This window comes from Sphingomonas sp. LY54 (genome assembly GCF_035594035.1).
GTDB lineage: Bacteria > Pseudomonadota > Alphaproteobacteria > Sphingomonadales > Sphingomonadaceae > Allosphingosinicella.
The window spans coordinates 66,878-80,405 of sequence record NZ_CP141588.1 but is presented as its reverse complement, the minus strand read 5'-3'; the positions used below and the strand labels follow the sequence as shown (position 1 = coordinate 80,405).

The 13,528-nt window shown below is 67.7% G+C and carries 12 protein-coding genes and 1 pseudogene; 7 read left to right on the top strand and 6 right to left on the bottom strand.

What is annotated here, in order from left to right; all coding sequences use genetic code 11:
- Nucleotides 1–95 precede the first annotated feature (95 nt).
- Complete coding sequence (locus SH591_RS00430; protein ID WP_324750053.1) at nucleotides 96–1,241, top strand: cupin domain-containing protein; 1,146 nt, start codon at nucleotides 96–98, stop codon at nucleotides 1,239–1,241.
- Nucleotides 1,242–1,243: 2 nt separating this feature from the next.
- Here the strand turns inward: SH591_RS00430 and SH591_RS00425 are convergent, their stop codons facing one another.
- Nucleotides 1,244–1,792 (bottom strand): pseudouridine synthase, encoded by a 549-nt coding sequence (locus SH591_RS00425; protein WP_324750052.1) that lies wholly within the window; start codon nucleotides 1,790–1,792, stop codon nucleotides 1,244–1,246.
- A 368-nt stretch (nucleotides 1,793–2,160) separates the two neighbouring features.
- On the bottom strand, nucleotides 2,161–2,961 hold the full coding sequence (locus SH591_RS00420; protein ID WP_324750051.1) for a LytTR family DNA-binding domain-containing protein: 801 nt from the start codon (nucleotides 2,959–2,961) through the stop codon (nucleotides 2,161–2,163).
- Nucleotides 2,962–3,133: 172 nt separating this feature from the next.
- On the opposite strand from SH591_RS00420, the gene SH591_RS00415 reads away from it, so the two are divergent.
- From SH591_RS00415 to SH591_RS00405, 3 genes are all read left to right on the top strand, one after another.
- Nucleotides 3,134–3,586, top strand: a complete 453-nt coding sequence (locus SH591_RS00415; protein WP_324750050.1) for a hypothetical protein — start codon at nucleotides 3,134–3,136, stop codon at nucleotides 3,584–3,586.
- A 182-nt stretch (nucleotides 3,587–3,768) separates the two neighbouring features.
- Complete coding sequence (locus tag SH591_RS00410) at nucleotides 3,769–5,361, top strand: hypothetical protein (RefSeq protein WP_324750049.1); 1,593 nt, start codon at nucleotides 3,769–3,771, stop codon at nucleotides 5,359–5,361.
- A gap of 125 nt (nucleotides 5,362–5,486) precedes the next feature.
- A complete protein-coding gene (locus SH591_RS00405; protein WP_324750048.1) occupies nucleotides 5,487–6,269 on the top strand; it encodes a helix-turn-helix domain-containing protein in 783 nt (260 codons plus the stop codon).
- Nucleotides 6,270–6,560: 291 nt separating this feature from the next.
- Here SH591_RS00405 and SH591_RS00400 read toward each other — a convergent pair whose 3' ends face one another.
- The 3 genes and pseudogenes from SH591_RS00400 to tpiA all read right to left on the bottom strand — a co-directional run bounded on the left by SH591_RS00400 (nucleotide 6,561) and on the right by tpiA (nucleotide 9,645).
- Nucleotides 6,561–8,210, bottom strand: coding sequence for a CTP synthase (locus SH591_RS00400; RefSeq protein ID WP_324750047.1), 1,650 nt, complete (start codon nucleotides 8,208–8,210; stop codon nucleotides 6,561–6,563).
- Between the two features lie 201 nt (nucleotides 8,211–8,411).
- A pseudogene (gene secG / locus SH591_RS00395) lies at nucleotides 8,412–8,795 on the bottom strand (preprotein translocase subunit SecG); the annotation flags it as partial.
- Nucleotides 8,796–8,937: 142 nt separating this feature from the next.
- Nucleotides 8,938–9,645 (bottom strand): triose-phosphate isomerase, encoded by a 708-nt coding sequence (gene tpiA, locus SH591_RS00390; RefSeq protein ID WP_324751411.1) that lies wholly within the window; start codon nucleotides 9,643–9,645, stop codon nucleotides 8,938–8,940.
- A 199-nt stretch (nucleotides 9,646–9,844) separates the two neighbouring features.
- Between tpiA and SH591_RS00385 the strand changes: the two genes are divergently transcribed.
- Together SH591_RS00385 and SH591_RS00380 are read left to right on the top strand one after the other, a co-directional pair.
- Nucleotides 9,845–11,791: a peptidylprolyl isomerase gene (locus SH591_RS00385; RefSeq protein ID WP_324750046.1), complete on the top strand. Its 1,947-nt coding sequence runs from the start codon at nucleotides 9,845–9,847 to the stop codon at nucleotides 11,789–11,791.
- A gap of 33 nt (nucleotides 11,792–11,824) precedes the next feature.
- Entirely contained in the window at nucleotides 11,825–12,418 is a 594-nt protein-coding gene (locus SH591_RS00380) for an anthranilate synthase component II (protein WP_324750045.1), read from the top strand.
- On the opposite strand, the gene SH591_RS00375 is transcribed toward SH591_RS00380, so the two are convergent.
- A complete protein-coding gene (locus SH591_RS00375) occupies nucleotides 12,415–12,663 on the bottom strand; it encodes a hypothetical protein (RefSeq protein ID WP_324750044.1) in 249 nt (82 codons plus the stop codon). The two genes, SH591_RS00380 and SH591_RS00375, sit on opposite strands and share 4 nt — an antisense overlap.
- A gap of 192 nt (nucleotides 12,664–12,855) precedes the next feature.
- Between SH591_RS00375 and lexA the strand changes: the two genes are divergently transcribed.
- Nucleotides 12,856–13,509 carry a transcriptional repressor LexA gene (gene lexA, locus SH591_RS00370; RefSeq protein WP_322830301.1) on the top strand — a complete coding sequence of 218 codons (654 nt, stop codon included), beginning with the start codon at nucleotides 12,856–12,858 and terminating at the stop codon, nucleotides 13,507–13,509.
- Nucleotides 13,510–13,528: the final 19 nt, after the last annotated feature.

The following is a 13,528-nucleotide window of genomic DNA, read 5'->3' as shown; positions in this document are numbered from 1 at the left end:
GGCGCCGTGCACAATCCTGCCGCCGCTGTCGAATGTTATCGCCGAACCCGGTAGGGAGGGCGTATCCGCCCCCCCTCCCTCGGTCGCGAGTTCCCATGCACATTGATTTCGACGCCGCCACTTTCCTGCGCGAATATTGGCAGAAGAAGCCGCTGCTGATCCGCAATCCGTGGGGGGATTGGCGCAACCCGATCGAGCCCGACGAACTCGCCGGACTCGCCTGCGAGGAGGAGGTCGAATCGCGCCTGATCACGCAGGGCCGCGGCGGGCTGACGCTCGAGCACGGCCCCTTCCCCGAAGACCGCTTCGGCGAGCTCGGCCGCAAGAACTGGACCCTCCTCGTCCAGGCGGTCGACCATTATGTGCCCGAGGTCGCCGCCTTGCTCGCGCCGTTCCGCTTCGTCCCCAACTGGCGGATCGACGACGTGATGGTGAGCTACGCCGCCGACCAGGGCGGGGTCGGCGCGCATTTCGACCAATATGACGTCTTCCTCATCCAGGGCCTGGGCAAAAGGCGCTGGCGGATTGGCGCGCATTGCGACGAAGCGACGCCCCTGCTGCCGCACGGCGATCTGCGCCTGCTCGCCGAGTTCGAGGCCACCGACGAATGGGTGCTCGAGCCCGGCGACATCCTCTACGTCCCACCCGGCATCGCCCATGACGGCGTCGCGGTCGGCGACTGCATGACCTATTCGATCGGCTTCCGCGCCCCCTCGCGCGGCGAGCTGATCGACCATTGGAGCGAGCAGCTTGTCGCCGAGATGCCGGAAGACGACCGCTACGCCGACCCCGGCCTGCAGGCCCAGGACAATCCGGGCGAGATTTCCGCCGATGCGATCGCCAGGCTACACGCCATGGTCACCGAAACGCTGGGCGACCGCGACGCCTTCGCCCGCTGGTTCGGCCGCTACAGCAGCGAGCCCAAATATCCCGACCGGGACTGGCAGCCGGAAGCGCCGGCTGACATCGAGGATTTGCGCGAGCGCCTCGCCGGGGGCGAGCCGCTCGCCCGCAACCCTGCCAGCCGCTTCTCGTTCATCCGCCAGTCCGACGATGCGCTCCTCCTGTTCGTCGACGGAAGCTGCTTCGAATGCGCCGGCGACACCGCCGCGCTGGCCGCGCAGATCAGCGCCGAGGACAGCATTCCGGTCGGCCCCGATCTCATCGGAACGGACGAAGCGATGGCCCTGATCGCGGCCCTGGTCGACCAGGGCAGCCTCGGCTTCGACGCCGAGGACTGAGGTCAGGCCGTCACTTCCCTCCACGCGCCCGGCTCCAGGCCTTGGACCGTCCAGTCGCCGATGCGCCACCGCACCAGCCGCAAGGTCGGATAGCCGGCCGCCGCCGTCATCCGCCGCACCTGCCGGTTGCGGCCTTCGCGGATCGTCAGCCTGAGCCAGCCATCGGGCACGCTCTTGCGGAAGCGCACCGGCGGATCGCGCGGCCAGAGCGCCGGATCGGCGATGCGCTCGGCCTCGGCCGGGCGGGTGACGCCGTCCTTCAGCCGCACCCCGCGCCGCAGCGGCTCGAGGCCGGACTCGTCGGGATCGCCCTCGACCTGGACGAGATAGGTCTTGGCGAGCTTGAACTTCGGATCGGCGATCCGCGCCTGTAGCCTTCCGTCGTCGGTGAGCAGGAGCAGCCCCTCGCTGTCGCGGTCGAGCCGGCCGGCGGGATAGACGCCGGGCAGGTCGATATAGTCCGACAAGGTGGCGCGCGGCGTCTCCGTGCCCCGGTCGGTGAATTGCGAGAGCACGTCGAACGGCTTGTTGAACAGGATCAGGCGCGCCACGGGCGTTTCCCGGAAATGGCGGAAATCCGCGCTCGGCGATCGGCTAAGTTCACAAAGTTCACACCAATGCGCGTGCGCGCGGTTGGCGCGACGGGGGTCGGAGCGCGGCGCACGGGCCAGCGAGCGATCCCCGGAAGCGACTCGCGGTGTTGCGCGTCCATCCGGCAGCATGGATCACAGATGGGGCCGTGTAGGAAAGTTGTTTTTTGGACGAGGCGAGCCGCAGCTAGAGCATGGGTCGATCCGCTGCACCCGCAACCGTTCGGGCTGAGCTTGTCGAAGCCCTTGTCCTTAGAGAGCAAGAAGAAAGCCCTTCGACAGGCTCAGGGCGAACGGGTGGTGGCGATTCAAGCCGTTCCTTCAGTGCTCTAGGCGCTGCCGACGGAGGGTGCATCACCGCGGTCGGAAGCGGACGCGCCGATGGTGCGAGCATGGGCAAGCCTTGCTTTGACGGCTGCGGAGAAGGTCCTGCCGACCGGCACCAGGCTTTTGTCGATCAGGCAGAGGGAGAGCTTCTGCCCCTCCGTCCGCATGCCTTCAACCGCCGCCTCGGCGACCCACCAGCGGCGATGGACCTGCGCTCCCAGCCGCGGGTCGAGCAAGGCGACCGCATCGGCCATCCGCATCAGGATCAGGGCGCTGCCTCCGAGCGCATGTACGCGAAGATAGTGATCCTCCGTCTCGAGAGCGAGGATATCGCTGCCGACTTCCGGCGGCAGCCGGTTGAGCAAAGCGGACGGAAAGGCCGGGACCGCCTCATTTCCCGATTCCGGGAAAGTCGAAGCCAAGCCCGGCGCCTCCCCGTCCCCGACCTTGGGCGAGGCGGTGGTCGTCGCATAGACGACTAGCAGCTGAACGGCCGCGACCGCCGCGAACAGGGCCGGCAATTGCTGGGGCGCGAAGACCCGGCCCGGCTGGAGGAGCGACATGGTCCAGGCCACGACGAAGGTCATTGGCAAGGCGGAGACCAAAGCGAGGGCTCCGATCCGGCTCGCGCCCGTGCGAAGCCGCGTGGCGGGCAGCATGGCATCCGCTGCGACCACGGCTACTGCGCCGGCCGCTGTGAGCCCCAGCCAGAAGGCGTAGCGGGTCCCGGTCGGATAGGCCGGGTAGGAGCCGAAAGGACCGAGGAAGCCGAGGAGCAGGCCGACCGGTATCGCGGCCAGCAACGGCCTCCATCTCCCCCACAAAGGCCGTTGGCGCTGCGTGAACTGCATGCTTTCCACATTGGCGAAAAAGCGGAAGCTATTGGCGAAATCCCGGCTTGTCGATGCGGCGGTGACAGGAGGATGTCGTCGCCGCCGGCGCGACCGCGCCCCAACGCTCGGCCAAGATGGAGAAATGAAGATGACATGCTTAAGGACTTTTGCCCTGGCCGCCGCCATCACTGCCCCTGCAGCACCGGATGCACGGCCTGCCACGCCGATCGCGGTGAGCTGCGACGCGGGAGCCGCGACGGCGGGCGCCGAGGCCCCGAACCTTCACGGCCTTTGGGATTTCCTGATGGTGCCGCGCGGAACGCCCAGCTTCGGCCTCATGTCGATTGGCTTCGTCGGCGCTGATTATGGCGGATCGCTGGCGCCGGCGAGGACCGCGCCCGTTGTCCTGCGCAGGATCACCCTGAACGGCAAGAGCGTCCATATGGTCGTCGCGTCCCGCGAAGGCGACGTCCTGTTCGATGGAAGACTGTCGGCCAAGGGCGACTTCATGTGCGGAACCGTAACCTACCACGGAGGCGAAACCTTCCCGATGGTGGCGCAGAAGCGGCCCTCAACCTACCAGTCGCAGCCTTAGGCTGAGTGGCGCTACACTTCCTGCTATCGGCCGCTGATGGACATCAGGCGCAGAGCGCGCGCCACTGGTTTCACTGCGGAACATATCGTAATACGATGCATTTAGGAGAGACGGGCGCATGCACCGGCGTCTCGGCCGATGCCATGGCGCCTCGAAGTGCTGCGACCCTTGAGGAGCATGCCATGCTAGTGCGCACACGGGACGTCGGTGAATTCCGGACCGCCTCGCCTTATCAGGCCAATAGCCTTTCAGATGTGGTGAAGTTCACAGCGCTCGCGTCGGCTCTGGCGATATTCCTCGATGCCGCCATTGCCCATGCCATGTTCTGGGGAAACGACCCCTATTGGACCTACTGGGTGACCGACCCGCTGCTCATGGCGACGGTGTTCGGCATAGGAACCATGCTGTTCGGGATCGGCATCGGCAGGGGGGCGCTCATCACCGCGGTGCACGTGCTGTTGCTGACGACTTATTACTGGTCCTTATCCCCAATCGGCCTGCCGTCGCACCCCGAATGGCTTGATCTCGAACGCACCTGGATAACCGGCCTGCCTGTCCACCTCGCTGTTTATTATATGGGTTACCTCGGCGCGATGTGGCTGTGGGCCCGTCGCCACACCATGGAGGCGAGTTCCGGCCGATCATTGGGCGCGATCGGCCTTGCCGCTCTCGCTGTCTCGACGGCGATCGTCCTAGTCACGGGACTCATCCAGGCTCTCATGTTCCAGGAATTTCCGGGTCTCACCTGGTTCGTGATGCGCATCGCCGTCGCAACGCCGTTCGCCCTTGCCTGGTGGATGCTCGCCGGGAACGACAAGCGGTCCGCGATAGCGGGCGGCATCCTCCTTGCCTTCCTGCTGACCACATACAGTCATTACCTTGGACCCGTTGGCCTGCCGAGCGAGCCTGCCCGGCTGCTGGCGGGAGACTCGCCGCCGGCAGAAGTCCATTGGCTCTCCTATCGTGAGGAGTTCATGGCGATGCTTCCCCTCACAGCCATCATTGCGGGCATCGGTTACTGGTTTGCGTCCGGATGGCTGCACGACGATCGCGAATCCCCCTTCACCCGGACCACGATCATGGGCGGTATGGCGGCAGCCGCGGGGCTAATCATCCTGGGAGCCGCCAAAGCGGAAGATCTGGGTCCCGAGGCAAACCAGGTGACGGTCACGTCCACCGGTCCGGCGACGATCGCTCCTGCTGGCTTGAACGGCTCCAACTCTCAGCTTGCCAACCTGCAAATGACGGTTGCCAATCGCAACACCCATCGAACGCCGCTGCCGCCGCACGACAGCATCGATCTGACGGCCACTGTCACTTCAAATGGTCGTACTTATGAGATCAGCGCAACTCAGCTGATGATCGCCGATCCAGCAGGGCGCTTCACCACCTGGTACGGGGTTGGGTATGGCGAGTGGCACGAAGGGCGCAGCGGTATCGGACTGCAAGGGACGCCTCCGATGAAGTCGGACGTCGTAGCATTCGCGCTCGGCGATATCCGCTCTAATGGTGAGCTGATCGCCGAGCGAGTGCCCCTCCAGGTGAGTGCCACCAATGCCGAGCGTCGACTCGACCTGCGGATCGGCGATGCCGCCACGGTGCCGGACCTGGTCCCCTTCCAGGTGACGTGGTCGAACTTCCAAGCTGAAGACTCTGATCGCAGCAAATTCGCTCGCTACTGGTTCGGCGGCGGTGTGCTGCTACTTCTCCTGGCCGCGGTCTTCGCGGCGGTGAGGCGCCAACGGACGTTTCTTCTGGATGGTCGGCACAGTTAGGTCGACGCAAAACATCCGGACGGAACTGGTGATCAACAACAGACCGGCGCGGCATCCCGCCATGCCCTGAGCTACGAATTTTTCGGGGTAGCTGCGCCTGCGCGCGCGGCTTAAGCGGCGGAGGGATGAGCATGCGGGCGAACGACGCTCTCTGGGCGCTGACCGAGAAGGAGAAGGAGACGCTTCGCCTGATCGTGCGCGGCCACGACGCGAAGTCGATCGCGCGCAGCTTCGGGCTCTCGGTGCACACGATCAACGAACGGCTGCGCGACGCCCGGCGCAAGATGGCGGTTTCGAGCAGTCGCGAGGCGGCACGCCTGCTGCTGCAGGCCGAAGGCGGCGATCCCGGCTCGCCGACCCCCTATTCGCTTGGGGACGCACAAATCGGGGATGACGCAGCAGCGCCGCGGAGGGATCAGGAAGGCGCGCCGGTCAGCGGCGTGGGGCCGCGCAACCGCCGCTCCTGGATCGTCATCGGAGTGCTGCTCATGACCCTTGCCCTTGGCCTTCTCGCGCTCGCCGCCTTGCCCCAGGCCGCTCCCGGCCCGGCGCCGACCCCGACGGTTGCCCCCGCTCCCGCCCGTTCGGAGGTGGTGGATTCGGCGCGGCAATGGCTGACCCTCCTCGATCAGGGTCGCTGGGACGAAAGCTATCGCGCGACCGGCGCGTCGTTCCAGAAGGCCAACACCGTCCAGGTCTGGACCGACGTGTCGCTGCAGGCGCGCGCGCCGCTGGGCGCGATGATCTCCCGGACCTTCGTCAGCCACGAGAATCTTCCCGCCCCGCCCCACGGCTACGATGTGGTGAAATTCCGTACGCGCTACGCCAACAAGCCCGAGGCGATCGAGACGGTCACCCTCGATCGCGAGGACGGCGCCTGGCGGGTGGTCGGCGTGATGATCGAGTGACGTTTGCGGGCCTCTACGGACTGGATTGCCGCCACGGAAAGTTGCATCCGCCTCCACCGTCATTGCGAGCGTAGCGAAGCAATCCAGCGGACGACGCGGTCAGGCTGGATTGCCGCGGCGCTGACGCGCCTCGCAATGACGGACTGGGGTGCGGGGCGGACTGGACGTCACGGGCGGCCGTGACGTCGGACGGGTTCGGCTGGTCTTCCAGCCGCCCCGCCGTCCGGTCGGCGTCCCTCTCCGGCGGCTGCTCGCGATCGCGTCGCGCTCGCGTCGCTGCCGCCGGGCGGACTAGACGAGCCGACTCTGCTTGACCGCCGCTTCGATGAAACTGGCGAACAGAGGATGCGGCTCGAACGGCTTGCTCTTCAGTTCCGGGTGGAACTGGACGCCGACGAACCAGGGGTGGTCGGGGCGCTCGACGATCTCGGGGAGCGCGCCGTCGGGGCTCATGCCCGAGAAGATCAGGCCGCCTTCCTCGAGCGCCGGCATATAATGGGCGTTGACCTCGTAACGGTGGCGGTGGCGCTCGCTGATCGCGCCGGTGCCGTAGATCGAGGCGACGTGGCTGTTGGGCGAGAGTTTCGCCTCATAGGCGCCGAGCCGCATCGTGCCGCCAAGATCGCCGCCCTGAGCGCGCTTCTCGAGGCCTTCCTTGCCCATCCATTCGGTGATGAGGCCGACGACGGGCTCCTCGGTCTCGCCGAATTCGGTGGTGCTCGCCCTGGCGAGGCCGGCCGTGTTGCGGGCGCCCTCGATGCAGGCCATCTGCATGCCGAGGCAGATGCCGAAGAAGGGCACCTTGCGCTCGCGCGCGAACCGGACCGAGGCGATCTTGCCCTCGCTGCCGCGCTCGCCGAAGCCGCCGGGAACCAAGATGGCGTGCATCGGCTCCAATTGGCTCGCGAGATCGGATTCGGGATGCTCGAACAGCTCGGCGTCGAGCCACTTGATGTTGACCTTCACCCGGTTGGCGAGGCCGCCATGGACGAGCGCCTCGGTCAGCGACTTGTAGGCGTCGGGTAGGCCGACATATTTGCCGACCACGCCGATCGTGACCTCGCCCTCGGGATTGTCCTGGCGGTCCATGATGTCGTCCCAACGGGCGAGATCGGGCGCCGGCGCGTCCATGATGCCGAAGGCGCGCAGCACTTCGGCGTCGAGGCCCTCGCGATGATATTGGAGCGGCACGGCGTAGATGCTCTTGGCGTCCAGCGCCGGGATAACCGCTTCCTTCCGCACGTTGCAGAATTGCGCGATCTTGGCGCGCTCGCCGTCCGGCAAGGGCCGGTCGACGCGGCAGAGCAGGACATCGGGCTGGATGCCGAGGCTGGTGAGGTCGCGGACCGAATGCTGGGTCGGCTTGGTCTTCAGCTCGCCGGCCGCGGCGATATAGGGGACCAGGGTGGTGTGGATTGAGACAGTGCGCTTTTGGCCCTGCTCGTTCGTGCCGAGATCGTTGCGCAGCTGGCGGATCGCCTCGATGAACGGCAGGCTCTCGATGTCGCCGACGGTGCCGCCGATCTCGCAGATAAGGAAATCGAGGTCGCCGGTGTCGGCCAGCGCGAAATCCTTGATCTCGTTGGTGACGTGCGGGATGACCTGGACGGTCGCGCCGAGATAGTCGCCGCGGCGTTCCTTGGCGATGATGTCGCGATAGATGCGGCCGGTGGTGATGTTGTCGGCCTGGCGCGCGGCGACGCCGGTGTAGCGCTCGTAATGGCCGAGATCGAGGTCGGTCTCGGCGCCGTCGTCGGTGACGTAGACCTCGCCATGCTGATAGGGCGACATCGTGCCGGGATCGACGTTGAGATAGGGATCGAACTTGCGGATGCGGACCTTGTAGCCCCGCGCCTGCAGGAGGGCGGCCAGAGAGGCTGCCATGAGACCTTTGCCGAGCGAGGAGACCACGCCGCCGGTGATAAAAATGAACCGCGCCATGGGGCTATCCTCGTAGGGCTTCGATACGCGTTTGGGCAAGCCGCCGAATCACCGGCGGCGTTATTTTTTAGGTGAATGGGCGTTGCCGCCCCGCGCCTAGTTGGACTCGCGGTCGTCTGCCGGAGTGCGCAGCGGGGTGGTGCCTTCGGCCTTGGGCTGGGCCAGGGCCGGAGCGACCTTGGCCGGAGCGCCGCCGACCGGGGCGAGCGGGACACCCGCCGCGGGCGCCGTGCCGTTGGCGGCCGGAACCTGCGCGGCCGCGCCGGCGAGCGGATCGACCGTCGGCGGCGTGCCGGCGGGGGCGAGCGGCGCCTGCTGTGCCGGGCTCTTGGCGAGGCTGGTGTCGATCGTGCTGTTCGACGTCGCGACGGTGGCGAGGCCGGCGAGCGCGATCGAAAGGACCACGAACAGGACGGCGAGGATGGCGGTGGCGCGGGTCAGGAAGTCGGCCGCGCCGCGCGCCGTCATCAGGCCTGAGGAGCTGCCGCCGACGCCAAGGCCGCCGCCCTCGCTGCGCTGCATCAGGATGACGGCGACGAGCGCCGCGGCGACGATCGTCTGGACGATGAGCAGGAAGGTGAACATGGCGTGGCGACTCTCAATGATTGATCGTCATGCCGGCGCAGGCCGGTATCCCGGGACAATCTTGGTGCGATCTTGTCCCGAGGCCCCAGCCTTCGCTGGGGCGACGTGTGTGTGGGCGATCTAATCGAAAGGGCGCGCCGGTTCAACCGGCCGCGGCTTCGACGATCGGCACGAATTGCGCGGCGGTGAGGCTGGCGCCGCCGACGAGGGCGCCGTCGACATCGGGCACGGCGAACAATTCGGCGGCATTGTCGGCCTTGACCGAGCCGCCATAGAGGATGCGCATCGCCTCGCCGCGGGCGCCGAAGCGCTCGACCAGATGGAGGCGGATCGCGCCGTGCATCTCGCGCACGTCGGCCGGCGTGGCGACGTTGCCGGTGCCGATCGCCCAGATCGGCTCATAAGCGACGACCAGCTCGGCGCCCTGGGCCTGGTCCGGGAGCGAGGCCTGGAGCTGGCCGGTGACGACCGCGACCGCCCTACCCGCCTTGCGCTCGGCATCGCTCTCGCCGACGCAGACGATCGCCTGGAGGCCATGCCGCAGCGCTGTCTCGGCCTTGGCGCGGATCTCGTTGCTGGTCTCGTGCTGGTCGGCGCGGCGCTCGCTGTGGCCGACGATGACGAGGGCGGCGCCGGCCTCCTTCAGCATCGGCGCCGAGACGTTGCCGGTATGGGCGCCCTGGTCCTGGGCGTGGACGTCCTGGCCGCCGACCGGCATCGCCCCGGCGCGGGCGGCGGCGGGAGCGATCAAGGTGAAGGGCGGGCACAGAGCGACGTCCGCCTGCGGATGCTGCGCGGCGGCGGCGGCGATCGCCTCGACCTCGCCGAGCTGGGCCAGCGCGCCGTTCATCTTCCAATTGCCGACGATCAGCTTGCGACGCACGTCTTTCTCCTCTTGTGTCCCTCTGCCCCGCCGATCCGCGAGGCCGTAGCCTGCCGCCTAGCAAGGCCAAGGCGCGCCGCCAAGCTTGCCGGGCGCGCGGGCCTTTCCTATGAGGGCGGCACATGGGGCTGCAATCCGGCCCGTCTCCTCCTGCCGTGGATCCAAGATGCTGAACCTTTTCCGCCGTGGCCCGACCTCGAAGATCATGCTCGGCGTGCTCGCCCTCGGCCTGTTCGCGATCGTCATCACCGGCTTCGGCACCGGCGGCTCGGGCGTCGGCGGCCTCGGCGGCGGCGGCGATGCGCTGGCGACGGTCGACGGCGAAGCGGTGACTGCGGCCGACGTCACCGACCAGGTCAACCGCCAGCTCCAGAATGCGCGCCAGCAGCAGCCCGATCTCGATATCGGCACCTTCTTCGCCAGCGGCGCCTTCGAGGGCATCCTCGACCAGATGATCCAGTCCAAGGCGCTCGAGCAATTCGGCCGCGACCAGGGCCTCACCGCCTCCAAGCGGATGGTGGACGGCGAGATCGCCAGCATCACCGCGTTCCACAATCTCGCCGGCCAGTTCGACGACGCCACCTTCCGCATGGCGCTGCAGCAGCAGCGACTGACCGAGAAGCAGGTCCGCGACGACATCGAATCGACGCTGATTCGCCAGCAATTGCTGCTGCCCGCCGGCGGATCGCCCAAGGTCCCGCAGGCGATGGCGCTGCAATATGCCTCGCTGCTGCTCGAGCAGCGCACCGGCAGCGTCGGCGTCGTTCCGGCGGCGGCGATGGGCACGGGCGCCGAGCCCAATGCCGGCGAAGTCGCCGCTTTCTACAAGACCAACGAGGCGCGCTACACGATCCCCGAGCGGCGCGTGCTGCGCTACGCGATGTTCGGCAGCGAGCAGGTTGCTGCAGCAGCCCAGCCGACCGAGGCCGAGATTCAGGCTGCCTACGCCGCGCAGAGCGACAAATATGGCGCCAAGGAGAGCCGCACCCTCTCGCAGGTCGTGCTGCCCGACCAGGCCGCCGCGCGCGCCTTTGCCGCCAAGGTCGCGGGCGGCGCCAGCTTCGCCCAGGCCGCCCAGCAGGCCGGCTTCAGCCCCGCCGACACCGCGATCGGCGCGCAGACCCGCCAGCAATTCGCCGGCCTCACCTCGGCCCCGGTTGCGCAGGCCGCTTTCTCGGCCGCCCAGGGCGCGACCACCCAGCCCGTCCAGTCGCCGCTCGGCTGGCACATCGTCCGCGTCGACGCGATCGACAATGTCCCGGCGACGCCGCTCGCCGCTGTCCGCGCCGAGCTCCAGCAGCAGGTCGCCAGGCAGAAGAGCGAGCAGGCGCTGGCCGACCTGGCCGCCCGCATCGAGGATAAGCTCGCCGAGGGTTCGAGCTTCGAGGAAATCGCCAGGGAAGAGAAGCTCACCATCCAGCAGACGCCGCCGGTCACCGCGGGCGGCCGCTCGATGACGCCGGAAGCCCCGCTCGGCCCCGAAATCGGTCCGCTGATCAAGGCCGGCTTCGAAATGGCTGCGGACGAGGATCCGGTCGTCGAGACCGTCATCCCCGGGCAGCGCTTCGCGATCGTCGCCGTCGGCCAGGTCCTGCCGGCCGCGCCGCCGCCGCTCGCTCAGATCCAGGACAAGGTGAAGGCCGACCTGATCGCTCAGCGCGCCGCCGACCGCGCCAAGGCCGTCGCCACCGCGATCGTGGCCAAGATCAACGGCGGCATGCCCGTCGCCCAGGCCTTTGCCGAAGCGAAGCTGCCGCTGCCGCCGGTCCAGCCGGTGTCGGCGCGGCGCATGGACATCGCCCGCCCGGGCCAGCCGGTCCCGCCGCCGCTGGCGATGCTGTTCTCGATGCCCAAGGGCAAGGCGCGCGTGCTGCGCGCGCCCAATGGCGAGGGCTGGTTCGTGGTGCATCTCGCCGAAGCGGTGCCCGGCAATGCCGGCGGCGCGCCCGGCCTGATCCAGGCGACGCGCGGCCAGTTCGAGCAGATCATGGGCGAGGAATATGCCACCCAGTTCAGCCGCGCGGTCGCTGCCGAGCTCAAGGTGAAGCGCAATGGCGACGCGATCCGCGCCGCCAAGCAGGCGCTGCAGCGGGGCGGTGCGACCGCTCCGTAAGCCGCCCGTCGCGACCGGGAACGGAGCACAGCCGTGATCCTGGTCGTCGACAATTATGACAGCTTCACCTGGAACCTGGTCCATTATCTGCAGGAGCTGGGCGCGGCGGTCGAGGTGGTTCGCAACGACGCGCTTTCCGCCGAGGAAGCGCTGGCGAGCGGGGCCGAGGCGTTCCTGATCTCGCCTGGCCCCGGAACGCCCGACGAAGCCGGCCTGTCGCTGGACCTGGTCGCGCTTTGCGCCGAGGCGCGGCGGCCTTTGCTCGGCGTCTGCCTTGGCCACCAGGCGATCGGCCAGCATTTCGGCGCCCGCGTCGTGCGCGCGGGCCGGGTGATGCACGGCAAGACCTGCCCGGTGACCCATGACGGCAGCGGGGTCTTCGCCGGCCTGCCCTCGCCCTTCACCGCCACGCGCTACCATTCGCTCGTCGTCGCGGCGGACGGCCTGTCCGATATGCTGGCGGTCAACGCAACCGCCGACGACGCGACCGTGCAGGGCCTGCGCCACCGCGACCTTCCCATCCACGGCGTGCAATTCCACCCGGAAAGCATCGCGAGCGAGTATGGCCACCGTCTGCTGGCCAATTTCCTGCGAGTGGCGGGAATCCCCGTGGCGGCCGGCTCCTAAAAGCCGTTCGCGGCGGCCTCGTTCTGCGCCTCGCGCCGGCCAAAGCCGGCTATTTCGTCCGCTTCCTTGGCGTGCCGTTCCTGCGCCGAATAGACTTCGGGAGCCTTGTCCCGCGCCGTGCGCTGGCCGCCCATACCCCAGAAGACGGCGATGATCGCGATCACGATCATGATCAGCCACGTGCGCTTCATTTCGAAGAAGGATCCGGTGCCCGCCGGGCGGATATTTTCGTCCTCGTCGTCCATCGCCTGTCTCTCCCCCGCGGGTGGCTGAACCGTGACTGTCGCCAATCTACCGGAAACCGCGCCCGTTAGAAAGCGCCGCCCGTCCAGTCATATCAAGGGGTTGCAAAGCGGCACGGGACGCGTTCCTCACCTCGCTTGACAGATTTCGGAACGTTGCCTACACGTTCTCTATACGTTCCAGGGAGCCGGACCATGCTGACGAAGAAGCAACATGAGCTGCTTTGCTACATCCACGATCATCTCGCCGATACGGGGGTCTCGCCCTCGTTCGAGGAGATGAAGGAGGCGCTGGAGCTCAAATCCAAGTCCGGCGTTCACCGCCTTATCTCGGCGCTCGAGGAGCGCGGCTTCATCCGCCGCCTGCCCAACCGGGCGCGCGCCCTGGAGGTGGTCAAGATGCCCGAGGGCGCCGGCAAGGCCGCGGCCAAGCCGTCCGTCCAGCTCCCGCAGCCGGCCAACAGCAACGACATCATCGAGCTGCCCCTGCACGGGCGGATCGCCGCCGGCACGCCCATTGAGGCTCTGCAGGGCACCGAGAGCCTCGCCGTTCCCGCCGCCCTGCTCGGCCCGGGCGAGCATTATGCGCTCGAAGTGGCTGGCGATTCGATGGTCGACGAGGGCATTCTCGACGGCGATTACGCCCTTATCCGCAAGACCGACGTCGCCCGCGACGGCGAGATCGTGGTGGCGCTGATCAACAATGAGGAAGCGACGCTCAAGACCTTCCGCCGCGAAGGCTCGATGGTCCGCCTCGATCCCGCCAACCGCAATTACGACCCGCAGCGCTATCGCCCCGAACAGGTCGTGGTTCAGGGCAAATTGTCCGGACTGCTGCGCCGCTATTGATCGGCCGATTGCGGTTTTC